Annotated in this window: 25 protein-coding genes; 17 read left to right on the top strand and 8 right to left on the bottom strand. The window is 74.0% G+C overall.

The window, feature by feature from the left end; translation table 11 throughout:
• Positions 1–64: 64 nt before the first annotated feature.
• On the bottom strand, positions 65–433 hold the full coding sequence (trxA, locus tag Q2K19_RS07695; RefSeq protein WP_302768844.1) for a thioredoxin: 369 nt from the start codon (positions 431–433) through the stop codon (positions 65–67).
• Between the two features lie 555 nt (positions 434–988).
• Here trxA and Q2K19_RS07690 point away from each other — a divergent pair.
• From Q2K19_RS07690 to Q2K19_RS07640, 11 genes are all read left to right on the top strand, one after another.
• A complete protein-coding gene (locus Q2K19_RS07690; RefSeq protein WP_302768842.1) occupies positions 989–1,504 on the top strand; it encodes a MaoC family dehydratase in 516 nt (171 codons plus the stop codon).
• 179 nt (positions 1,505–1,683) lie between these two features.
• On the top strand, positions 1,684–2,175 hold the full coding sequence (locus tag Q2K19_RS07685) for a hypothetical protein (RefSeq protein WP_302768840.1): 492 nt from the start codon (positions 1,684–1,686) through the stop codon (positions 2,173–2,175).
• Between the two features lie 50 nt (positions 2,176–2,225).
• Positions 2,226–2,849, top strand: coding sequence for a TrmH family RNA methyltransferase (locus Q2K19_RS07680; protein ID WP_302768838.1), 624 nt, complete (start codon positions 2,226–2,228; stop codon positions 2,847–2,849).
• Positions 2,850–2,966: 117 nt separating this feature from the next.
• Positions 2,967–3,608 (top strand): DUF6758 family protein, encoded by a 642-nt coding sequence (locus Q2K19_RS07675; protein ID WP_302768835.1) that lies wholly within the window; start codon positions 2,967–2,969, stop codon positions 3,606–3,608.
• Positions 3,609–3,727: 119 nt separating this feature from the next.
• Positions 3,728–3,886, top strand: a complete 159-nt coding sequence (locus Q2K19_RS07670; RefSeq protein ID WP_302768833.1) for a hypothetical protein — start codon at positions 3,728–3,730, stop codon at positions 3,884–3,886.
• A gap of 6 nt (positions 3,887–3,892) precedes the next feature.
• Positions 3,893–4,768: a PH domain-containing protein gene (locus Q2K19_RS07665; RefSeq protein WP_302768832.1), complete on the top strand. Its 876-nt coding sequence runs from the start codon at positions 3,893–3,895 to the stop codon at positions 4,766–4,768.
• 103 nt (positions 4,769–4,871) lie between these two features.
• A complete protein-coding gene (locus Q2K19_RS07660; protein ID WP_302768830.1) occupies positions 4,872–5,525 on the top strand; it encodes a SigE family RNA polymerase sigma factor in 654 nt (217 codons plus the stop codon).
• A complete protein-coding gene (locus Q2K19_RS07655; RefSeq protein WP_302768829.1) occupies positions 5,522–6,790 on the top strand; it encodes a TolB-like translocation protein in 1,269 nt (422 codons plus the stop codon). Before Q2K19_RS07660 ends, Q2K19_RS07655 begins: the two co-directional genes overlap by 4 nt.
• A 46-nt stretch (positions 6,791–6,836) precedes the next feature.
• Positions 6,837–7,703 (top strand): PHP domain-containing protein, encoded by an 867-nt coding sequence (locus Q2K19_RS07650; RefSeq protein ID WP_302768827.1) that lies wholly within the window; start codon positions 6,837–6,839, stop codon positions 7,701–7,703.
• Between the two features lie 31 nt (positions 7,704–7,734).
• On the top strand, positions 7,735–8,349 hold the full coding sequence (locus Q2K19_RS07645; RefSeq protein ID WP_302768825.1) for a MarC family protein: 615 nt from the start codon (positions 7,735–7,737) through the stop codon (positions 8,347–8,349).
• 142 nt (positions 8,350–8,491) lie between these two features.
• On the top strand, positions 8,492–9,337 hold the full coding sequence (locus Q2K19_RS07640; protein ID WP_302772334.1) for a RecB family exonuclease: 846 nt from the start codon (positions 8,492–8,494) through the stop codon (positions 9,335–9,337).
• Positions 9,338–9,364: 27 nt separating this feature from the next.
• On the opposite strand, the gene Q2K19_RS07635 is transcribed toward Q2K19_RS07640, so the two are convergent.
• Both Q2K19_RS07635 and Q2K19_RS07630 read right to left on the bottom strand, forming a co-directional pair.
• Positions 9,365–10,216: an oxygenase MpaB family protein gene (locus Q2K19_RS07635; protein WP_302768823.1), complete on the bottom strand. Its 852-nt coding sequence runs from the start codon at positions 10,214–10,216 to the stop codon at positions 9,365–9,367.
• 39 nt (positions 10,217–10,255) lie between these two features.
• Positions 10,256–10,684, bottom strand: coding sequence for a Fur family transcriptional regulator (locus tag Q2K19_RS07630; protein ID WP_302768821.1), 429 nt, complete (start codon positions 10,682–10,684; stop codon positions 10,256–10,258).
• A gap of 192 nt (positions 10,685–10,876) precedes the next feature.
• On the opposite strand from Q2K19_RS07630, the gene Q2K19_RS07625 reads away from it, so the two are divergent.
• Complete coding sequence (locus Q2K19_RS07625; protein ID WP_302768819.1) at positions 10,877–11,359, top strand: DUF2231 domain-containing protein; 483 nt, start codon at positions 10,877–10,879, stop codon at positions 11,357–11,359.
• Between the two features lie 19 nt (positions 11,360–11,378).
• Here the strand turns inward: Q2K19_RS07625 and Q2K19_RS33500 are convergent, their stop codons facing one another.
• Positions 11,379–12,203 carry a hypothetical protein gene (locus Q2K19_RS33500; protein ID WP_446839681.1) on the bottom strand — a complete coding sequence of 275 codons (825 nt, stop codon included), beginning with the start codon at positions 12,201–12,203 and terminating at the stop codon, positions 11,379–11,381.
• A 114-nt stretch (positions 12,204–12,317) separates the two neighbouring features.
• Between Q2K19_RS33500 and Q2K19_RS07615 the strand changes: the two genes are divergently transcribed.
• Complete coding sequence (locus Q2K19_RS07615; protein ID WP_302772929.1) at positions 12,318–12,485, top strand: hypothetical protein; 168 nt, start codon at positions 12,318–12,320, stop codon at positions 12,483–12,485.
• A gap of 15 nt (positions 12,486–12,500) precedes the next feature.
• Here the strand turns inward: Q2K19_RS07615 and Q2K19_RS07610 are convergent, their stop codons facing one another.
• The 4 genes from Q2K19_RS07610 to Q2K19_RS07595 form a co-directional block, all read right to left on the bottom strand.
• On the bottom strand, positions 12,501–13,010 hold the full coding sequence (locus Q2K19_RS07610; RefSeq protein ID WP_302768817.1) for a flagellar biosynthesis protein FlgA: 510 nt from the start codon (positions 13,008–13,010) through the stop codon (positions 12,501–12,503).
• A gap of 129 nt (positions 13,011–13,139) precedes the next feature.
• The gene (locus Q2K19_RS07605) at positions 13,140–14,216 is read right to left on the bottom strand and encodes an IS110 family RNA-guided transposase (RefSeq protein ID WP_302762338.1); all 1,077 of its coding nucleotides are present in this window, start codon (positions 14,214–14,216) and stop codon (positions 13,140–13,142) included.
• Between the two features lie 374 nt (positions 14,217–14,590).
• On the bottom strand, positions 14,591–14,932 hold the full coding sequence (locus tag Q2K19_RS07600; protein WP_302768815.1) for an FmdB family zinc ribbon protein: 342 nt from the start codon (positions 14,930–14,932) through the stop codon (positions 14,591–14,593).
• Between the two features lie 62 nt (positions 14,933–14,994).
• Positions 14,995–15,651, bottom strand: coding sequence for a 5-formyltetrahydrofolate cyclo-ligase (locus Q2K19_RS07595; protein WP_302768814.1), 657 nt, complete (start codon positions 15,649–15,651; stop codon positions 14,995–14,997).
• 82 nt (positions 15,652–15,733) lie between these two features.
• Between Q2K19_RS07595 and Q2K19_RS07590 the strand changes: the two genes are divergently transcribed.
• The 4 genes from Q2K19_RS07590 to Q2K19_RS07575 are packed head-to-tail and all read left to right on the top strand — an operon-like array spanning position 15,734 to position 20,834.
• The gene (locus Q2K19_RS07590) at positions 15,734–17,923 is read left to right on the top strand and encodes a sensor domain-containing diguanylate cyclase (RefSeq protein ID WP_302768813.1); all 2,190 of its coding nucleotides are present in this window, start codon (positions 15,734–15,736) and stop codon (positions 17,921–17,923) included.
• Positions 17,924–17,932: 9 nt separating this feature from the next.
• Positions 17,933–18,886 (top strand): UTP--glucose-1-phosphate uridylyltransferase, encoded by a 954-nt coding sequence (locus tag Q2K19_RS07585; protein WP_302768811.1) that lies wholly within the window; start codon positions 17,933–17,935, stop codon positions 18,884–18,886.
• Positions 18,883–20,196 carry a molybdopterin molybdotransferase MoeA gene (locus Q2K19_RS07580; protein WP_302768809.1) on the top strand — a complete coding sequence of 438 codons (1,314 nt, stop codon included), beginning with the start codon at positions 18,883–18,885 and terminating at the stop codon, positions 20,194–20,196. The genes Q2K19_RS07585 and Q2K19_RS07580 overlap by 4 nt, the downstream gene beginning before the upstream one ends.
• Entirely contained in the window at positions 20,196–20,834 is a 639-nt protein-coding gene (locus tag Q2K19_RS07575; protein WP_302772328.1) for a GNAT family N-acetyltransferase, read from the top strand. The genes Q2K19_RS07580 and Q2K19_RS07575 overlap by 1 nt, the downstream gene beginning before the upstream one ends.
• Positions 20,835–20,891: the final 57 nt, after the last annotated feature.

The following is a 20,891-nucleotide window of genomic DNA, read 5'->3' as shown; positions in this document are numbered from 1 at the left end:
GGCCGGAAACGGCGGCGGCCGGGCCCTCGGTGGGGACCCGGCCGCCGCCGGATGCGAGCACTGCTCAGTGCTTGTGGCCCTGCTCGGCCATCTGCTTGCGGACCTCGTCCATGTCGAGCTTCTCGACCTGCTCGATCAGGTTCTCGAGGGCGGACTCCGGCAGGGCGCCCGGCTGGGCGAACACGATCACGCCGTCCTTGATCGCCATGATGGTCGGGATGGAGCTGATGTTGAACTTGACCGCCAGCTCCTGCTGCGCCTCCGTGTCGACCTTGCCGAAGACGATCTCCGGGTGCTTCTCCGACGAGCGCTCGTAGACGGGCGCGAACCGCTTGCACGGACCGCACCAGTCGGCCCAGAAGTCGAGGAGGACGACGCCGTCCTGTTCGGTCACCTCGTCGAAGTTGGCCGTGGTCAGCTCAACCGTTGCCATTGCACTCTCCGATCAGCGCGGATATTGCCTGTGTCCGATGGAACCAGGGTGGGCTTCCTGGAATTCCCGTGAGCTACGCGACGAAACGCTGCGCGGCGCTGCCGTAACGCTGCGGTGATGCTGCGACGTGTCGAGCGAGGTTGGTCCGTCTGTCCCACCCAAGTAATGCGAGTCGCACTTGCGTGACGGACGGTGATGGGAGCGCTTCCAAGGAGATCACCGAGAGTATTCGTTACGTCTCGGTAACTTGACACTTGACAAGCAAGTTTTCGACGCGTGGAGATCGCCGGAGAAGTGATCGCGAGTGACCCACGGTATTGTTACGAAAGGGTAAATGTGACGTCGGTCTCTGTCATCCCAGTACCGCCGTACGGCAGAATCTTCGACATCAGAGCGTGGGCGGCGGGTGCCGGGGAGGGCCCCGCCGCTCATTGCGTCTCCCCCCGGGTCGGCCCGCTGTGAGATTTGCACAGCCGCAGCGCCCCCGTCATCGCCTTAACAAGCGGTAAGGCATGCTGTGCCGAACTCCATCGCCGCCCGTCGAAGGGGACAAGGATGCAGTTCGGCCGCTACTACGAGGAGTTCGAGGTCGGCGCGGTCTACCGGCACTGGCCGGGCAAGACCGTCACCGAGTACGACGACCACCTCTTCTGCCTGCTCACCATGAACCACCACCCGCTGCACATGGACGCGCACTACGCCGAGTCGGCGTCCCAGTTCAAGCGCAACGTGGTGGTCGGCAACTACATCTACTCGCTGCTCCTCGGCATGTCGGTGCCGGACGTCAGCGGCAAGGCGATCGCCAACCTGGAGATCGAGTCGTTGCGGCACGTCGCCCCGACCTTCCACGGGGACACCATCTACGGCGAGACCACGGTGCTGGACAAGCGGGAGTCCTCCTCGAAGCCGGACCGCGGCGTGGTCGCGGTGGAGACCCGGGGCTACAACCAGGACGGCACCCTGGTCTGCGTGTTCCGCCGCAAGGTGATGGTTCCCAAGAAGGAGTACGCGGCCGCGGCGGTGCCCGAGGGTGTCGACCCGGAGCGGCCGAGCTTCCCCGAGCCGCGCTGACCCGCGACGTACGACGAAGAGCCCCTTCCCCGGCGTTCCCGCTCGGGGAAGGGGCTCTTTTGCGCTTCCGGGGCATATGCTGACGCCGGAGGTCCCGCGATGAGCGAGCGCAGCGAGCGAATCACCAGGCTCGGCGCGTCGGTGCCGCATGGCGCCGCGGAGCGAAGCGGAGCGGCGGCATGAGCCACTCCGTCGCCGGAGAGCCGCCCGCTGCCGGCCGGCATGCCGCACCGCTGACCACCGCCTTCTACTCCACCGCCGAATGGGACCTGCTGACCGACCTGCCGGGCCGGGTCCTCGTCGTCGCCGCCTCGGCCGCCCCCGGCCGCCCGCCGCGCGGGGTCGGCGCCGGGCTCGCCGGCCTGGACGCGGTGGCGGCCGGCCGGGGCTTCGACAGCGACCTGGTGCGGGCCGTGGTCGCCGCGATCTACGCCCGGCACGACGGGGGCGCCGCCCGGGACGAGCGCCTCACCGATCTGGTCGACCTGCTCGCCGCCTGCCGGGCGGCGGTACGCGTCCTGCACCGCCGCGCCGACCCGGCCGACTCGGCGGCCTACCGGCAGTGGGTGGAGTCCGTGGCCGCCCGGGTCTGCCGGACCGGGGAGGGTGGGCCGAGCCCCGCCGACCGGCGTTTCCTGGACCGGCTCGGCGGCGCGCTGGACCTGCGCTGACCGGGGTGCCGGCGGCCGGCGGCCGCGGCGGGCCGTACCCTCTGGAAACCGTGACCGACGACCAGCTCGACGTGGGTGTGGGGCCCTGGCCCGGCGACCCGCCGGACGACCCGCGGTACGACCCGGAGCTGCTCGCCGAGGGCGACCGGCGCAACGTGGTGGACCGCTACCGCTACTGGCGGCGCGAGGCCGTGGTGACCGACCTGGACCGGCGCCGGCACGACTTCCACGTGGCCATCGAGAACTGGCAGCACGACTTCAACATCGGCACGGTCGTCCGCAACGCCAACGCCTTCCTCGCCGCCGAGGTGCACATCGTCGGGCGGCGGCGGTGGAACCGGCGCGGCGCCATGGTCACCGACCGCTACCAGCATGTCCGGCACCACCCGACGATCGAGGAGTTCGTCGCGTGGGCGGCGGAGCGGCGGCTGCCGGTGGTCGGCATCGACAACCTCCCCGGGTCCAAGCCGCTGGAGACGAGCACCCTGCCCCGCCGCTGCGTGCTCCTGTTCGGCCAGGAGGGCCCCGGCCTCTCGGACGCCGCCCGGGCCGCCTGCGGCGAGCTCTTCTCGATCGCCCAGTACGGCTCCACCCGGTCGATCAACGCCGGGGTGGCCAGCGGGATCGCGATGCACGCCTGGATCCGGGCGTACGCCGGGCCCCCGCCGGACTGAACCGGGCGGGATCCGGCCGCTCCGCTTGACGCCCCGCCGGTCCCGGGTGACCGTGGGGACGTGAGTGTGGCGGTGAGTTGTCCGAGGTGCGCCGGTCCGGTCCGTGAGCCGGACCTGATGCACGGTGAGTACCGGTGCCTGCGCTGCGGCCCGGTGCCGCCGCTGCACGTGCCCGAGCACATCAACGCCGAGATCGTGGCGAGTGTGGTGGAGCGGCTGGCGAGCAGCGCCGACCCGACCGGGCGGCCCGGCGTACCGCTCTGGTCCCCGTGGCCGCTGCCCACCGGGTGGACCCTGACCGGGGTGGCCTGGGCGGGCGACGACCGGGGCGGGATCCGGGCCACCGCGATCGCCTGCGCCGGCCCGGCGCCGCTCGACGGTGGGCCGGCCGATCTTCTTTTCGTCGCCGAGGAGCCGGGCGTCGGGCTGGGGTCCCGGTTCGCCGCCCTGCCCGGTCTGGACCCGGGGCCCCAGGTCGCGGAGGCACTGACCGACCCGGGCCCGGGCCACCCGGAGCGCCTGCCGCACGCCAAGATCAGAGTGGGCGGTCACCCGACTCCACTGTGGCTCGTGAATTCGCCGACAGATCGAAGCGCGTACGCCGGCGAGGCTCGGGGAATGTGGCTGCATGCGATAGCCTGGCCAGCGAGTGCGGGTCACCTCCTCGCGGAAGAAGTCGTGCTGCACGACCTCACCGAGTGGACACCGCCCGAACTCGTGTACGGCGCACCGTCTCCGTACCTGCACGGGCGGGCCTGACCGGCCGGCACCGGCGGGTCCGGGGACCGAACGCAGATATTCACTGTACGACACCATACTGATACGCTGGGTGCCACTGCGGTAAACGGACCCGGTGCCGCGCGAGAGGATGGCCCGCCATGGTCAAGAAGGTCCTCACCTGGGCCGGCATCGCATTCTTGATCTTCTTCATCGCCTACCGGCCGAACTCCGCCGCCGACGTCTTCAAGTCCCTCGGTGGCGGCATCATGGACATCGCTCAGGGCTTCGGCGACTTCTTCACGAGCCTGGTCGCCTAGCCGCCGATGGGAAGCCCCTCCGGACCACCCTTCGACCCGGACGACCCCGATCGGGAGCGCCGGGAGCGCGACACCGAGCCGATCCCCCGCATCGACCCCGACGAAGGCCCTGGCTACGGCGCTGGCCCCGGCCTGGGTGACGGTCCTTCCCTTTCGGACGACGTCGGCTACGGCCCCGGCCCAGGCTACGCCGGCGAGGGCCGCTCCGGGCGGGCCTGGATCCGCGACCCGGAGGCCGGCTACCAGCCGCCCCAGATCTCCGAGGATGAGCTTTCCGGGCTGCGCGCCGACGCCGCCGGCATGGCCCCGCGCCGAGTGCTCCCGCTGGAGGACGAGCCGAGCCCGCTGGCCGCGCGCTACCTGTTCCCCACCGAGCGGTTCCGCGGCGAGTGGAAGCGGCACTGGATCTACATCGCAAAGCCGCTGATCATCGGCGTCCTGGCGACCTTCATCCTCGGTTACCTCTCCGGCTTCCTCGCCGGGAACCAGACCGGGGCTTTGACCACCGTCGCCGTGCTCCTCTGGTTCCTGGTCATCGGCTGGGTCGCCTGGCAGATCGCCGAATGGTGGTACAACCGCTTCATCCTCACCAACAAGCGGGTGATGGTGGTGGACGGCGTCATCACCCGGCGGGTGGCGATGATGCCGCTGGTCCGGGTCACCGACATGAAGTACGAGCAGTCGCCGACCGGTCGGGCGCTCAACTACGGCACCTTCGTGCTGGAGTCCGCCGGCCAGGAGCAGGCGCTCCGCGAGATCAAGAGTCTGCCCAACCCGAACGAGCTCTACCTGCGTGTCGTGGAAGAGATGTACGAGCCGCAGGCGGTCGAGGCGCGGATCGGCAAGGAGCAGGACGAGGCGAAGGCCGACGACGGCGCCTGAAACTTTTCGTCCGAACATCGGATGTATTGCACACCATTTGCCCTCGACCCGAACCGCGGCGGCGTGAAAGCCTGCCATGCAGGACGGGGCGCGGAGGTGATCGGTGGCGAGCAGGGACCCGCTGGAGGAGGAGTTCCGCGAGTTCGTCGCGGCCCGCTCCGGTGCCCTGCTGCGCACCGCGTACCTGCTGGCCGGGGACTGGGCGACGGCCGAGGACCTGCTGCAGACCGCGCTGACCAAGACCTACCTGGCCTGGAAACGGCTCGGCGGGATCGAGGCGATCGAGCCGTACGCCCGGCGGGTGCTGGTCAACACCTCGACGAGTTGGTGGCGGCGTCGGTGGCACGGTGAGCGCCCGACCGACGTGCTGCCCGAGCGGGCCGGCGTCGACGAGATCGAGCAGCAGCTCGACCGGGATCTCCTCTGGCGGCACCTCCAGGCGCTCCCCGCCCGGCAGCGGGCCGTGCTGGTGCTCCGCTTCTACGAGGACATGTCCGAGGCGCAGACCGCCGCTCTGCTGGAGATCTCCCCGGGCACCGTGAAGAGCCAGACCTCCCGGGCGTTGAACACGCTGCGCCGCCGGCTGGGCTCGGAGACCGCCCTCGGCCTGTCCCCAGAGCCGGAGACGGCCGCGCCGGCCCGGCCCGCCCCGCGTACCCCGGCGCCGCGCGCCGTGCCGTCGCCCGCACCGCCGCCGCCCGCCGTGCGCCCGCCGGCGGTCCGGCCCGTCAGCGCCGTGCCGGTGGAGACCCGATGAGCCGTACGCCGAACCCCTGCGACAACCAGACCGGCGGCCCGGAGCGTCCATTCCGCGTGACCGAGGACGAGCTGGAGCGGGCGCTGCGCGACACCTTCGCGGGTCGCGCCGCCACGCCGCGGCCGCTCGCCGCCGACCCGGCCGCCGTCGCCATCCGACGGGCCCGGCGGACGGGCCACCGCCGCACGCTGACCGGCCTCGCCCTGGCCGGGGTGGCCACCGCGCTGGTCACCACCGGCATGGCCCAGCTCGGCGGCCCCACCGGACAGCAGGGCACGCCCACGGTCGTGCTCGGCGACCCGCGCGGGTTCTCGCCCTCGCCGCTGCCCACCGCCAGCGCCGCGCCGTCCCCGACGGGCGGTCCGCTCCGCGCCGAGCTGGACCTGATCGTCGGATCCCGGCTCGAGACCAGCGGCGGTGAGCAGCGGGAGCTGACCAGCGTGGGCCCCGTCGACCGGGCGCAGCGGGTCCCCGACCACGGGGGCTGGCTGGTGATCTCGGCGGCCGCCCCGGCCGGCCGTACCCTCTGGTGGGTCCCGCCGAACGGCAGCGCGCCGCAGGTGCTGCTCGCCGGGGCCGACGCGGTCGCGGTCGCCCCGGACGGCCGGCAGGTCGCCTGGCGCGACGGCCCCAACCTGCTCGCCGCCGGCGTGGTCGGCGGCCAGCTCATCGCGACCGCCCGGACCACCGCGCCGGCGGGGGCCGTGCCGGTCGGTTTCGCCGGCGACGCCGTGCTGGCCCGCCAGCCCGCCAACGGCGGGTTCACCGTCTGGCGGCGGGCCGCCGGTGGGCAGCCGGGCGCCGTCGTCCACGGCGTGCTGAGCGTCTACGGCGCGCTCCCGGACGGCCGGGTGGTCGGCCTGGTCTCCGCCGGCACGCCCCGGCGGCCCTGCCTGGCCCTGCTCGACGCGGCCCGCGACCTCGCCCCGGCCCGCACCGCCTGCGGCCCGGAGCTGGCCACCGACGGCCTGGGCGGGATCTCCCGGGACCGGCGCTGGCTGCTGATCAACGGGGCCCGGAAGGGGGCCCTCCTGGTCGACCTCCGCACGCTCGAGACCACCGTGGCAGCCCACCCGGCCGGGCCGGCGCTGGTCGCCGCCGTCGCGTGGACCCCCGCCGGGGTGGCCCTGCACGTCGACGCCACCGGCCGGCTGGTCCGGGTGCGTCCGGACCGGGTGGTCGCCGGTGAGACACCCACCGCCTCGTCCGTCGACGGAGCCACGCCGGACGAGCGACCGGTGGTCGTCGCGGACACCCTGTCCTGACCGGTCGGAATCGGCGGGGGCGAGGGCGGGCGGTAGCGTCGGCGGGGTGAGCGCCCCCGCCCGGATCGACCTGCACGCGCACTCCACCGCCAGCGACGGCACGCTCAGCCCCGCCGAGCTGGTCCGGGCCGCCGCCGACGCTGGTCTCGACGTCGTCGCGATCACCGACCACGACACCACCGCCGGCTGGGACGCCGCCGTGCGCGCGCTGCCGCCCGGGCTCACCCTGGTCCGCGGTGCGGAGATCTCCTGCCGCTGGTACGGCGAGGAGCCGTCGATCCCGCTGCACCTGCTCGCGTACCTCTTCGACCCGACGGAGCCGGAGCTGGTCGCCGAACTGGCCCGGGTCCGGCTGGCCCGGGAGGTACGCGGCGAGCGGATCGTCGAGCTGCTCCGCGCCGACGGCGTCGAGGTGAGCTGGCCGGAGATCCTCTCCGGCGCGGGCGGCGGGACGGTCGGCCGGCCGCACATCGCCCAGGCGCTGATCCGGGCCGGGCTGGTGGCCACCACCACCGAGGCCTTCGGGCCGGAGTGGCTGGGGGAGCGGTACCGGCTGCCCAAGGAGGACATCGACGTGTTCCGGGCGGTGGCGCTGGTGCGAGGGGCCGGCGGGGTGCCCGTCTTCGCCCATCCGAAGGCGAGCCGGCGCGGGCGGATCGTGCCGGACGAGCTGATCGTGGAGCTGGCGGCGGCCGGGTTGGCGGGTCTGGAGGCCGACCACGAGGATCACAGCCCCGCCGAGCAGGCCCACGTCCACCGGCTCGCCGCCGAGCTGGGGCTGGTGGTCACCGGCTCGTCGGACTTCCACGGGACGCACAAGACCGTCCAGCTCGGTGCGCACACCACCGAACCCGCGGCGTACGAGCGGATCGTCGCGGCTGCCACCGGGGTGACCCCGGTCGCTTCAGGCTGAAGCCTCCGGACGACGCGGCTACCGTGTCCGCGTGGATCTCAAGCTCTTCGGCGAGGTCTTCGTGACCCTGCTGGTGATCGTCGACCCGCCCGGCATGATGCCCATCTTCCTCGCGCTCACCGGGCCGCTGCCCGCGCGCGACCGGAACCGGGCCGCCTGGCAGGCCGTCGCGCTGGCCCTCGGGGTCATCGTCGTGTTCGCCGTGGCCGGCCAGACCATCCTGGCCTACCTGCACGTCGACCTGCCGGCGTTGCAGGCCGCCGGAGGACTGCTGCTGATCCTCGTCGCCCTGGAACTGCTGACCGGCAAGTCCGACGACCCGAACCAGCAGGCCACCTCCAACATCGCCCTGGTGCCGCTGGGCACCCCGCTGCTCGCCGGCCCGGGCGCCATCGTCGCCACCATGCTCTTCGTGCAGCGCGCCGGTGCGTTCACCGACTACCTCGCCATCGCCGCCGCCATCGTCGCGGTGATGGCCACGGTCTGGGTGGTGCTGCGCTTCTCCGGCGGGATCGTCAAGATCCTCCGGCCGGGCGGCATCGAGGTGCTGACCCGGATCGCCGGTCTGCTGCTGGCCGCCATCGCCGTGCAGCTCATCGCCGACGCGGTGGCCGCGTTCGTGACGCAGTACATCACCATGCGCTGACGGGCCGCCAGCCGGGCGCGCGCTGTCGTACCGGGGTGGCAGGATCTCAGGCGTGCGACGACCCTCCCCGACCGGACGGCCCACCGGCGGCCGGCCGCCCCGACCCCGCGCCGAGCAGGCCGAGCAGCTCGGCTTCGAGGGCATGCCGGAGCGGCTCTTCGTCTGCACCCCCAGCAAGCTCGGGGCCTACGCGGACTGCCCGCGGCGCTACCGCTTCTCATACCTGGACCGGCCCGCGCCGCCCAAGGGGCCGCCGTGGGCGCACAACTCGCTGGGCGCGAGCGTCCACACCGCCCTGAAGAACTGGTATGCGCTCGCCCCGGAGCGCCGCCGCCCCGAGGTGCTCGGCACCCTGCTCAAGGGCACCTGGGTCCGGGAGGGCTACCGTGACGACGAGCAGGAGCGGGACGCCTTCCGCCGGGCGCTGGCCTGGCTGGAGTCGTACGTGGCCGGGCTCGACCCGGCCGACGAACCGGTCGGGGTGGAGCGGGTGGTCGCGGTCAAGACCGCGGTGCTCGCCTTCAACGGCCGCGCCGACCGGATCGACTCGCGCCCCGGCCCGGACGGGCGGCCGGAGCTGGTTATCGTCGACTACAAGACCGGCCGCACCGGTCTGGACGCCGACGACGCCCGAGGCTCGCAGGCCCTCGCCCTCTACGCGTACGCCGCGGAGCGGGTGTTCCGCCGGCCCTGCCGCCGGGTCGAGCTGCACCACCTGCCGACCGGCACGGTCGCGGCGCACGAGCACAGCCCGGAGTCGCTGCAGCGGCAGCTCACCCGGGCCGAGGAGACCGCCCGGGACATCATGGCCGCCGAGCGGGCGGTCGCCGACGGCGCCGACCCCGACGAGGCGTTCCCCGTCACCCCCGGGCCGCGCTGCGGCTGGTGCGACTACCGGCGGACCTGCCCGGCCGGCGCGCAGACCCCCGGCAGGGACCCGTGGGCGGCCGTGGACCGGCCCGCCGACCCGGTCTCCGACGGGGACTGACCGGCCCGCCGGCCGCGGCTGCCCGGGTCAGGCGGCGGCGAGGCGGGCAGCGCGTTCCTTCGCGGCCTGCTGCAACGGGCCCTCCCGGTAGCGGCGGGGGAGCGCGGCCAGGGCGAGGCGCAGCGCGCGGACGCTCAGGTCCGCCGAGAGCGCGGTGGTGGGCAGGCCGAGGCCGCCGTAGAGCCGGCGGGCCCACGCCGGCAGCAGCCCCAGCGCGGTGCCGGCGATGCCCAGGTACGCCCAGCGCGCCGGCCCCAGGTGCAGGCCGAGCTTCACCGGCAGGCTGAGCTTCCACGGGATCGGCGGGGCGGTCAGGAACAGCGCGGTCTCCGCCGCCTCCCGGGTCATCCGCAGCTCGCCCCGGATCCGCCGGTAGTAGTCGGCCACCTCGGCGGCGGTGCCCGGCACGTCGGCCGGGTCCAGCCCGACCAGAGCGGCCGCCCGGCGCTGCTCGGTGTAGTAGCCGTCCACCTCGGCGTCGGTCAGGGACAACCCGGCCCGGCGGGCGGTGCTGACGAACGACTCGATCTCGGTGACGTGCACCCAGCGCAGCAGCTCGGGGTCGTCGACCCGGAACTCCTCGCCGGTGAACGGGTCCCGGGCCCGCATCCGGGCGTGCAGCGTACGCAGCCGGCGGCCGGCCGCCTCCGCCTCGGCGCTGGTGCCGTAGATCGTCGTCGCCACGTAGGTGGCGGTGCGGATCAGCCGGCCCCACGCGTCGGTGCGGTAGTTGCTGTTCTGGGCGACCCCGGCCATCGCGCGGGGGTGCAGCGCCTGAAGGTAGAGCGAGCGCAGGCCGGCGACGATCAGGATCGGCTCCCCGTGCACCTTCCACGTGACCGATTCGGGACCGAACAGGCCGAGGTCATCGGAATCCACCGCCCAAGAGTGCCACGGGCCGCACCGGCCGAGCGGGGGTCAGTCGTCGGCGGAGCGGCGGGTCTGGCAGGTGGGGCAGAGGCCCCAGAAGGTCACTTCCGCCTCGTCCACCTCGAACCCGTGCGCGGTGTTCGGGTCGAGGCAGGGGGCGCTGCCCGTCGCGCAGTCGACGTCGGCGATCTCACCGCAGCCCCGGCACACCACGTGGTGGTGGTTGTCGCCGACGCGGGCCTCGTAGCGGGCCGGCGAGCCGGCCGGCTCGATCCGGCGGGACAGCCCGGCCCGGGACAGCGCGCCGAGCACGTCGTAGACGGCCTGGGTGGAGACCGAGTCGAGCCGCTCGCGGACCCGGCGGGTGATCTCGTCGACCTCCAGGTGACCGCCGGCGGCGAGCACGTCCAGCACGGCGACGCGCGGTCGGGTGACCCGTAGGCCCTTCGACCGGAGCAGCTCCTCACCACTGGACATGCAGCAATGACAGCACGCGGCCCATCGACCGACAAGTCACCTCCGGCGCCGGGTGGCCACGGCCACAGGCCGGCCGTTCGGCGAGTGAACCGGACGGACGCGTGGTGCGTGTCACCCGTCGTCGGCGCGTATGTCGATCACATCGACATACGCTGACTGCTTCGGAAGCCGCATCCATTGCCGGAGGTGTCGGTGTTCAAGGAAATCAACGGGCTGCCCGGTCATGTCCTGATCGTCCACGCCGTTGTGGTGCTCGTTCCGCTGCTGGCGCTGCTGGCGTCCGTCTACGGGCTGGTGCCGAGGGCCCGGCCGCGCCTCGACTGGGCGGTGCTGGTCCTCGCCCTGGTGACCCCGGTCGTGGCCTTCGTGGCCACCCAGTCGGGCGAGGCGCTGGAGGAGGTGCTGCGGGGCCGGGGCTATCCCCCCGAGGGACTCGCGAAGATCCACGAACATTCCGAGTACGGCGACGTGCTGCTCTGGCTCACCGTGGCGCTCGCGGTGGCGGCCCTGGTGCTGCTGGCGCTGACCAGCAGGAGCCCCCGGGTGCCTCGGCTGCCCTCCTGGCTGAGCTGGCTGGTCGCCGGGGTCGTCGTCGTGCTGTCGGTGTTCGCCCTGGTCTACGTCTACCGGACCGGCGACAGCGGCGCCCAGATGGTGTGGAGCAACATCGTCTGAGCTCGCCCGCCCGGTCGGCTCAGAAGATCACCCGTGAGCAGAGCAGGCAGGTGAGGATCACCAGCACGACCGCGGCGACCGCCCCGAAGCCGTAGGTGAGCCGCTGGGCCTGCTGCTCCGCCTGGTCCATCGTGGCCATGTTCTGGGCGGGCAGTTGCCGGGGCGGGGTGGGCTGCACGTACAGGGGCGGCCGCCAGCCGGGCGGTGGCGGGGTGGTGGGCGGCGGGCCGGCGTAGCCGCCGGCCGGTTGCGCGTTCCGTGGCCAGCCGCCGGCGGGCTGCCCGCCGCCGGCCAGGTCGGCGCCCGGCCCGGGCCGCGCCCACGGGTTGTCCGTCTCCGCCCCACCGGCCCACGGCTGGTGCTGCTGCCCTCCGCCGGTCCACGGCTGGTGCTGTTGGCCCGCGCCGGTCCAGGGCTGGTGCGGCTGTCCGGCGCCGGTCCAGGGCTGGGGTGCCGTTCCTTCGCCGGGCCGGGGACCGCCGGGCTGACCGTTGCCGTTCCAGGTGCGCGGCTGGCCTCCCGCCGGCCCGGGATATGCGGTCGGGTTCGGCCCGGCTCCCGACTCGCCGGATCCGCCGGCGCCAGAGCCCTCAGCCGGTCGGGCCCAGGGGCTGTCGGGATCACCGGCCGGCTGACCGGCGCCGGGCCCGGGACTGCCGGCCGGGTCGGAAGTGCGGTCATCGCTCCCCGCCGCACCGGAGGAGCCGGCCGGGGGCCGGCCGGTGGCCGGGGCACCGGGGTGGCCCGGCTCGGACGCCTGGGCCTCGGCCCGGCCGGCCGTCTCGTCCGGTGTCGGGCGTCGCCAGAACTCGTCCTCGGGGCTGCCACCGCTCGGCGTCGTCACGCCGTCCGACGCTACCAACGCCGTGGTCGCTCGGCCCGCCGGACGCGACGGTGTGCCGGGCGGAGGGGCGCCGGATGGCCGGGGGCCGGCGTTCCGGCGGTATCCTTGCCGCTCGTGAGCGATCCCGGCATGCGTGGCGACGACGACCGCGTGGTCGACCTCAGCGACGACCTCGTGGTGCTGCCCGAGCAGACCACCGACGACACCGACCGTGGCTGGGGCGAGCGGCCCGGCGGCAACGACGACTGGCTGCTGGCCGAGCGTCCCCCGCACTGGGGTTGACCCGCCCGACCCGGGTCAGCCGCGTACCACCACGGCGAAGCGGCTGCCCTCCGGCAGGCCGACCGCGCGCTGCGCCTGGTCGGGCCGGAGGGCCAGGTAGAGGGCGGAGGAGCCGTCGACCGCCCCGGCGCCCACCACGTCGAGCACCAGCGCCCGAGGGGCGAGCAGGCTCGCCTCGCCGGTCGCCCCGCCCGCCGGCACGACCAGGAGATCCACCCGCGCGCCCGGCCGGAGCACCGCGAGCGCGGCCGGCTCGGCCAGCCGGACCGGTACGCCGACCGACCCGCTGGGCAGCGGCAGCGCAGCCCCGGAGCGTCCCGGATCCGGGCGCGGGCTCCCGCCGGGGCCGGGGCTGGCCGGAGAAGGGCCGGCCGGGGCCGCCCCGGGCGGCGGACAGCCGGCGGGTGTCGACAGCACGGCGGCGGCCAGCCCGAGCAGCACCGCGACCAGCCCCACCCGGAGCAGGGTGCCGCCCCGGGGCAGCCCGCGCCAGCGCACCGGCCGCAGTGATCCCTCGCCCGCCACCCGCGCCCCTCTCCCGCCAGCCCGTCCGATGAGCGCAGGCTAGCGGCCCGCAGAGCCGCGGCACCGTCCTCACGCACCGCCTGTGGACAACCCACCGCCCTGATGCTCCTGTAATGCAAGCCGGGCTGGTCAGAGCTCTGCGAGGGCTGTGGATGACGGGGGCCGGATCCGCAGGGATTCCAAGATCAGCGGGTAGACCTGACGCGCGATGTACCGCTTCAGACATCGGGAGATGTCTCTGTTGCTCAGTCCTTGCTCGCGTCGGCGCTCGACGTAGGTCAGCGTCTCGGGATGGCAGCGCATCCGGTTGACCGCGACGATGTAGAGCGCCCTGTTGGCCATCCTGTCCCCGCCTCGGTTGAGGCGGTGCCGGTCGGTGCGACCGGAACTGGCTGGGATGGGTGAGACCCCGCAGAGTGCGGCGAACGCCCGTTCGTCGCGGATCCGCTCCGGGTTGTCGCCGGCGGTGATGAGCAGCTGCGCGGCGACTTCGGGGCCGATTCCGGGCAACTCCAGCAGCTGCGGGGCGGCCTGCTTGAGCAGGACCTGCAGGTCGACGTCGGCGGCCCGGATCTCGCGGTCCAGGTCGATGACGCGACGCGCCAGCCGACGGATCGCGGTCTTGGTCGCCGCGATCGGGTCGGCGATGTCCAGGGCTGGCCGCAACGCGGCAGCGGTCATGATCAGTTCCGAGTTGCGCAGGTCCAGGAGTTGGGTGCGCAGCGGTTCCGGGGCGGTGCGGACCATGCCGACCAGGGCGTTGATCGCCGCGGTGCGCGACTTCACCGCTGAGGTGCGGGCCACGCGGATGACCCGGATGGCCTCCACCTGCCCGTCTCGGTTCTTCGGGGTGGTGGTCGCGGTGCCGGCCAGCACCGCCCGGGCGGCGGCCTCGGCGTCGATCGGGTCGGACTTGCCACGCCGGCGGCGCATCTTGCGGTTGGGCCGGTCGACCTCCACGAGATGCACGCCCTGGGCGCGCAGGTAGCGGGCCAGGCCGACGCCGTAGCTGCCAGTGCCCTCGATCCCGACCGACCGTACCGGACCGTGGTCGCTCATCCACGCCAGCAGCGCCCGGTAGCCGGCCACCGTGGTGGGGAACTGGCGATGGCCATGCATCCGGCCGACCTCGTCGATGACCACGGCGGTGTGGGTATCGGCGTGGGTGTCAACGCCGCCGATGACTTCGAACTGGTGATCTGTCATGGTGGGTGGTGCTGTCCTTCCAGGTGACCAACCGGGGCAGCACGCACCGTCGGGCGGACGGACAGCACGGTGATGGGACCTCTTGCACAGGCTCCTGTCAGGTCACACCCGTCCGTTCGGCGCGTGCACCCGGCGCGGCCGACAAATCAGGCGAAGGGCAGCCAAGGCGCCAGGTGGACAAAGAGTCAGACCAGCGCCGGGAGCACGACGATCATGGCCGACCGGGCGGGACGAAGCATCTCACCGTGGACAACCTCCGCAACGCAGCCCGCCTGTGCTAGCAGGGAGGTCCCGTACACGGAAAAAGTGGCCATCCGCGCCGGAATGGCCACTTTTCCTGTGCAGTTGGGTGGAGCTCGGCGCCGCCGCCCGGGTCAGGAGGAGGCGCTGGAGGTGCTGGCCGCGGGGGTCTTGGTGGACGAGCCGCTGCCCGAGGTCGAGGCGGCCGAACCGTTGGTCGACGAGCTGGACGAGCCGTTCGACGAGGAGTCGGACTTGGCCGGCTTGGCGGCCGTGCTCGTGGCGCTGTCGGAACCGGACGAACGGGAGTCGGTGCGGTAGAAGCCGGAGCCCTTGAACACGATGCCGACCGAGTTGAAGAGCTTCCGCAGCCGCCCCTCACACGCCGGGCACTCGGTCAGCGGCTCGTCAGAGAAGGACTGCACCGCCTCGAGCTGGTGGCCGCACGCGGTGCAGGCGTACTGGTACGTAGGCACGTTCTCCTCCGGATCTGGCACGGCCGGGTTGGCACTCGACTTATCCGAGTGCCAATGGTGCGTCATCGAACCCGGGTTCGTCCACTGGAAGAGCCCCGCCCCACACCCGGGACCTCGATCAGCCCGGCGCCGGGGGTGATCACGGCGCGAACCGGGCGGTCGTGCTCCTCCCCGGGTACCGCGTCGACGAACTCCCCGTCGTGCAGCAGCGCCACGGTCAGGGTGGCGGCCGGCACCCGGGCCAGCGCCCGGTCGTACGAGCCGCCGCCCCGGCCCAGCCGCCGCCCTCGGCGGTCCACTGCCAGCGCGGGCACGATCACCAGGCCGGCGGTGGCCACCGCGGCCGGCCCCAGCAGGGCGCCGACGGGCTCGCGCAGCCCCCGCCCGGCCGCCCGCAGCGACGCCGCGTCGGTGTAGGCGGCCCAGTCCAGGTCCAGGTCGTCCCGGAGCACCGGGAGCAGCAGTTCCGCCGCCGGCGCGAGCGCCGCCCGCAGCACCGCCGGCAGGTCGCCCCCGCCGGGTTCCGAGGCGACCGGCACGTACGCGGTCAGCCGGGTCGGGCGCAGCCGGCGTACCAGGGAAACCAGCTCGGCCTGGACGCGCGCCGCCGCCTCGGCCCGGGCCGGAGCGGTGAGCGACCGGCGGCGGGCGAGCACCGTGACGCGCAGGTCCCGCTTCGCCTCATGCGCGACATCCGCTCCATCAGAAAATTCCGGCACGCAACACTCCTGACGCAACGCTTGCCTCCCGGTCGCTCTGTGTCAGCATCGCAACAGGGGCGCGGAACTTCCGGGGGGAAGCTTGACGCTACGCGGGCGGTTGACGGCAGCCTTCCTCGCGGTGGTGCTCGGCCCGGTCCTGCTCGGCGCCTTCTTCATCGGCTCCACCATGGCGACGCTCGACCGCAGCCGCTCCACCGAGCGGCTGGGGCTGGCCGCCGCCGGGGTGCGTACCTCGGTCGACGCTCTCTGCCAGCAGCTCCGCGCGGCGGCCGACGCGGTTGCGCTGGTCACCGACCCGGCCGCCCGGTCCCGCGCGGCCGACCAGGTGGTCGGCCGCAACCTGGCCGCCGCCGTGCTGATCACCGACACCGCCGGCCGGACCAGCTACGCCACCACCGGCGGCCCGGCCACGCCCTGGCAGGACTGCTCCGGGGAGCTGCCGGCCGGCGGGCCGGTGCGCGCGCTCGCCGCCCGGGTCCAGCTCCGCGACGCCGCCGGCGCCGACCTGGGCACGGTCACCGCCGCCCAGCCCGTCGACCCGGCCTTCGTCGCCCGGCTCGCCGCGGTGACGGGCGTCGCGGTCACCCTCCTCGACGACACCGCCGGCGCCGGCCGGGTCACCCACACCACCGAGACCCGAGAGGTACGCGAGGCGGTGCTGGCCGCCGCCCGCAGCGTCGACGGGGACCAGGTCACCGAGACCGCCGACGGCCGGTACGTGCGCCGGGTCGGCCCGGTCCCCGGGCAGCCGCTGCCGCTGGTCCTCTCGGTCCCCGGGGAGCGCCCGCCCGGGCTCTACGCCGCGCTGGTCGGCGCGGTGGTGGTGGCCGCCCTGCTGGCCGTCGCGGCCGCCTGGCGGCTGGCCCGGGTGACCACCCGCCCGCTGGTCGAGTTGGCCTGCGCGGTGGACCGGGTGGCGCACGGCGACCTGACCACGCGGGTGCCGGTGCGCAGCCGGGACGAGATCGGCGGGCTGGCGGGCGCGTTCAACCGGATGACCCGGGAGACCGGCAGCTACGTGGCCGCCCTGACCACCAGCCGGGACCAGTTGCGTGGGCACCTGGCGGTGCTCGGCGACACCCTGGCCAGCACCCACGACCTGCAACGCATCCTGCGGGTGATCCTGCACAGCGCGATCGCCGCAACCGGCGCCCGGGCCGGCGCGGTGCTGTTGCTGGACGGCGACGGCCTGCTGGTCGGCCGCTGCGTCGAGGGGCTGGCCGGCGACCGGTCCGACCCGGCGACGCTGCGGGTGCCGGTCGGCTCCGGGGTGCTCGGCACGGTGGCCGCCACCGGGGAGCCGCTGCGCGGCCGGTGGGAAGCGGCGGACGGCCCGACCGGGGAGCCGCCCTGCGAGACGTACATCGCGGTGCCGTTCGCCGCGCCCGGCGGGGCGGACCTGGGCGGGCGGGGCCCGGACCGCCCCGGGCACCCGCCGGCCGACGGCGACGCCAACCCGGCCGGCTCCGGGGCGCTCGGCGTGCTGGCCCTCTACGACCGGGTCGGCGCCGCCGAGTTCGACGACGACGACCTGGTCACCCTGCGGACCTTCGCCGGGCACGCGGCGGTGGCCGTGGAGAACGTCCGGGTGCACGAGGAGGCGCAGCGGCTCTCCCTGACCGACCCGCTCACCGGACTGTGGAACTACCGCTACCTGCGCGAGTCGATCCGCCGGGAGGTGGAACGGGCCAACCGGTTCGGCCGGATGCTCAGCGTCCTCGCCCTCGACCTGGACCGGTTCAAGGACGTCAACGACACCTGGGGGCACACCGCCGGGGACGCCGTCCTGGTCGAGTTCGCCCGCCGGGTGCGGGGCGAGATCCGCGAGGTGGACCTGGCCTTCCGGCAGGGCGGCGAGGAGTTCGTGGTGCTGCTGCCGGAGACCGACGCCCGCGGCGCGACGATCGTCGCCGAGCGGCTCGGCGCGGTGGTCCGGGACCATCCGGTGCCGGTGGACGGGCATGCCGGAGAGCCGGTCCGGGTGCCGGTGACCGTCTCCATCGGCATCGCGGTCTACCCCGACCACGCCGCCACCGGCCAGCAGGTGCTCGACGCCGCCGACGACGCTCTCTACGCGGCCAAGGCCGCCGGCCGGGACGGCTACCGGATCGCCCAGCCGCCGGACCCGACACCGACGGAGCTTCCCGTCGCCGCCGCGGTCAGCCCGACCGACGGGCAGCCGCGGGCCGGCGCGCCGGACGCCGCGGGAGCGGGCCAAGGCGGCGCGTCTTCCGGTCCTCAGCCGCCGCGGCAGAGCCGTGGCCGATAGTCTCGCGACATGTCGGAGCACTCAGCGAACCCCTCAGCGACCGCCGCGGCCGGTCGCGCCCACGCGGTCAAGGCGGTCATCCCGGCCGCCGGCCTGGCCACCCGGTTCCTGCCGGCCACCAAGGCGGTCCCCAAGGAACTGCTGCCGGTCGTCGACCGGCCGGTGCTGCAGTACATCGTCGAGGAGGCCACCCAGGCCGGGATCAACGACGTGCTGCTGATCACCGGGCGGGGCAAGACGTCGATGGTGGACCACTTCGACCGTCGCCCCGACCTGGAGGCCCGGCTGGAGAAGAAGCCGGAGCTGCTGGAGGCGGTCCGCCGGCCCAGCGAGCTGGCCGAGATCTACACCTGCCGGCAGCCCGAACAGCTCGGCCTCGGCCACGCCGTCGGGTACGCCGAGCTCCACGTCGGCGACCAGCCGTTCGCGGTGCTGCTCGGTGACGAGTTCGTCAAGCCGTCCGAGCCGCTGCTGCCGGCGATGCTGGAGCTTCAGGCCCGCACCGGCGGCATCGTGCTGGCGTTCTTCGAGGTCGATCCGGCCGACACCACGCGGTACGGCATCGCCTCGGTCGAGCCGGCCGAGCCGGAGTTCAACGACATCGCCGAGATCGTCAAGGTCACCGGGATGGTGGAGAAGCCGAAGCCGGAGGACGCCCCGAGCAACCTGGCCGTCCTCGGCCGGTACGTGCTCCCCGGGCGCATCTTCGACGCGATCAAGCGGACCAAGCCGGGCAGCGGCGGTGAGATCCAGCTGACCGACGCGATGGAGCTGCTGCGGACCGAGGGGGTGCCGGTGCACGCCATCGTCTACCGGGGCACCCGCTACGACACCGGCATGCCGCTCGGCTACCTGCAGACCGTGGTCCAGATCGCCGTCGAGCGGGAGGACCTGGGCGCCGAGTTCCGCAAGTGGCTGGCCGAGTTCGTCAACGCCGACGCGTCGGGCGGTCCGAATACATGACCGCGACGGCCGACGCCGAGGCGGCCGCGAACGGGTTGACGCCGCTCGCCGACTACCTGGGCAGCGTGCTGCGCAGGTTACGCGCGCTGCCTCCGCTCGACCTCGACCTGACCCAGGCGTACGGCAACGTCCTCGCCGAGGACGTGGTCGCGCCGCACTCCTTCCCCGCCTTCGACCAGGCGGCGGTGGACGGGTACGCCGCGCGCTGGGAGGACATCTCCGGAGGGAGCCGGGGGCCGGGCTACGTCCCGGCCCCCTCCGGTATGCCCGGCGGCCGCAGCATCCGGTTGAACGTGGTCGGCGACCTGGGCGCGGCCAGCTGGCGGCCGGTCCGGCTCACGCCCGGCTCCTGCTTCTCGGTGGCGGCCGGCGCGCCGCTGCCCATCGCCGCCGACGTGGTCGTCCCGGTGGAGTGGACCGACCAGGGCATGGCCGCGGTGGAGATCTTCCGCGCCCCGAAGCGCGGTTTCGGCGTCCGCCGCGCCGGTGAGGAGCTGCCCGCCGGCACCCTGCTCGCCCGCGCCGGCACGTACGTCTCGCCAGCCCTGGTGGCCGTCTTCGCCGCCACCGGCATCGGGCACGTGGTGGTCCGGCCCAGCCCGCGGGTGGTCATCGTGGCCACCGGCGACGAGCTGGTCGATGTCGGCCGGGGCAGCCAGCCCGGCCAGGTGGTGGACACCAACTCGCACGCGCTGACCGCCGCCGCGGCCGAGGCGGGGGCGCTCGCCTACCGGGTGGGGATCTGCGACGACGATCCGGAGGCGCTGCGCGGCCTGCTGGAGGACCAGACGCTGCGGGCCGACCTGATCATCACCACCGGCGGCACCGGCACCGGCCCGGGCGACATGGTCCGGCGGATCCTGTCCAGGCGCGAGGGCGGTCGCGCCGGCCCGGTCACCTTCACGGAGGTGGCCCTCTATCCCGGAACGGCCCTCGGATTCGGTACGGTCGGCGCCGAGGAGGTGCCGGTGGTGTGTCTTCCCGGTGAGCCCGGCGCGGCGCTGATCGGCTTCGAGGTGCTGGCCCGGCCGGCCATTCAGCTGCTGGCCGGCGCGGAGCCGGTGTTCCGGCCCAGCGTCCGGGCGCACCTGCTGGAGACGGTCTCGTCCCCAGCGGGGTTGCGCGAGTTCCGCCCGGCGCACGTGGCCGAGCGACGCGGCGGCGGATACACCGTGCAGCCGCTCGCGGGCGGGCCGTTCACCCTCTCCGGCCTGGCCGAGGCGAACGGCCTGCTGGTTCTCGGCGAGCGGGTCACCACCGCCGCCGCCGGTTCGACGGTGGACGTCCTGCTGCTGGACCGGCGCCGGTGATGTTCCGACGCCCGCCGGGTTGGCCGGCGGTGCTGGTGGACGGTCCGGTGGTGCTGCGGCCGTACCGGCGCTCCGACGCGGCGGCCTGGTCGGAGATCCGGCGCGCCAACCGGGCCTGGCTGTCCCCGTGGGAGTCTCACGTGCCGGGGGGCTGGGACGAGCTGAACTCGCCGGCCGCGTTCCGCTTCGTCCACGCCGACCAGCGCCGGTCCGCCCGGACCGGCGACGGCATGCCGTTCGCGGTCTGCCTGCGCGAGCACGGGCAGGAGCGGCTGGTCGGCCATCTCAACATCGGGAGCATCGTCCGCCGGGCGTTCTGCTCCGGGTACGTCGGCTACTGGGTCGACTCCAGAGTGGCCGGTCGCGGGGTGATCCCCACCGCGGTGGCCCTGGCCGTGGACCACGCCTTCGGCCCGGGCGGGCTGCACCGGATCGAGGTGAACATCCGGCCGGAGAACACCCCGTCCCGCCGGGTGGTGGAGAAGCTGGGCTTCCGCGAGGAGGCGTACCACGTCCGCTACATGCACATCGACGGCGCCTGGCGTGACCACATCGGATACGCCATGACCAGCGAGGACGTCCTCGCCGAGGGCGGGCTGCTGGCGCGGTGGCACCGCGTACGTGACAGTCGAGGGTGAACCGTCCCACCCGCCACCCCCGGCGCGGCGTCCGGTGAACCCGGTCGGCGGCCCGTA

Source organism: Micromonospora sp. NBRC 110009 (assembly GCF_030518795.1).
Lineage (GTDB): Bacteria > Actinomycetota > Actinomycetes > Mycobacteriales > Micromonosporaceae > Micromonospora.
Note: the sequence above shows the minus strand (reverse complement) of the source record. Positions and strands in the feature narration are given on the sequence as shown.

What these genes read in the sequence shown, in the direction of transcription:
- Q2K19_RS07665 (WP_302768832.1), top strand. Translation starts at nt 3,893, where the DNA reads ATGGGAAGCCCCTCCGGACCACCCTTCGACCCGGACGACCCCGATCGG.
- Q2K19_RS07580 (WP_302768809.1), top strand. Translation starts at nt 18,883, where the DNA reads ATGACCGCGACGGCCGACGCCGAGGCGGCCGCGAACGGGTTGACGCCG.
- trxA (WP_302768844.1), bottom strand. Translation starts at nt 433, where the DNA reads ATGGCAACGGTTGAGCTGACCACGGCCAACTTCGACGAGGTGACCGAA.
- Q2K19_RS07670 (WP_302768833.1), top strand. Translation starts at nt 3,728, where the DNA reads ATGGTCAAGAAGGTCCTCACCTGGGCCGGCATCGCATTCTTGATCTTC.
- Q2K19_RS07630 (WP_302768821.1), bottom strand. Translation starts at nt 10,684, where the DNA reads ATGTCCAGTGGTGAGGAGCTGCTCCGGTCGAAGGGCCTACGGGTCACC.
- Q2K19_RS07690 (WP_302768842.1), top strand. Translation starts at nt 989, where the DNA reads ATGCAGTTCGGCCGCTACTACGAGGAGTTCGAGGTCGGCGCGGTCTAC.
- Q2K19_RS07685 (WP_302768840.1), top strand. Translation starts at nt 1,684, where the DNA reads ATGAGCCACTCCGTCGCCGGAGAGCCGCCCGCTGCCGGCCGGCATGCC.
- Q2K19_RS07575 (WP_302772328.1), top strand. Translation starts at nt 20,196, where the DNA reads ATGTTCCGACGCCCGCCGGGTTGGCCGGCGGTGCTGGTGGACGGTCCG.
- Q2K19_RS07605 (WP_302762338.1), bottom strand. Translation starts at nt 14,216, where the DNA reads ATGACAGATCACCAGTTCGAAGTCATCGGCGGCGTTGACACCCACGCC.
- Q2K19_RS07675 (WP_302768835.1), top strand. Translation starts at nt 2,967, where the DNA reads ATGCACGGTGAGTACCGGTGCCTGCGCTGCGGCCCGGTGCCGCCGCTG.
- Q2K19_RS07585 (WP_302768811.1), top strand. Translation starts at nt 17,933, where the DNA reads ATGTCGGAGCACTCAGCGAACCCCTCAGCGACCGCCGCGGCCGGTCGC.
- Q2K19_RS07655 (WP_302768829.1), top strand. Translation starts at nt 5,522, where the DNA reads ATGAGCCGTACGCCGAACCCCTGCGACAACCAGACCGGCGGCCCGGAG.
- Q2K19_RS07640 (WP_302772334.1), top strand. Translation starts at nt 8,492, where the DNA reads ATGCCGGAGCGGCTCTTCGTCTGCACCCCCAGCAAGCTCGGGGCCTAC.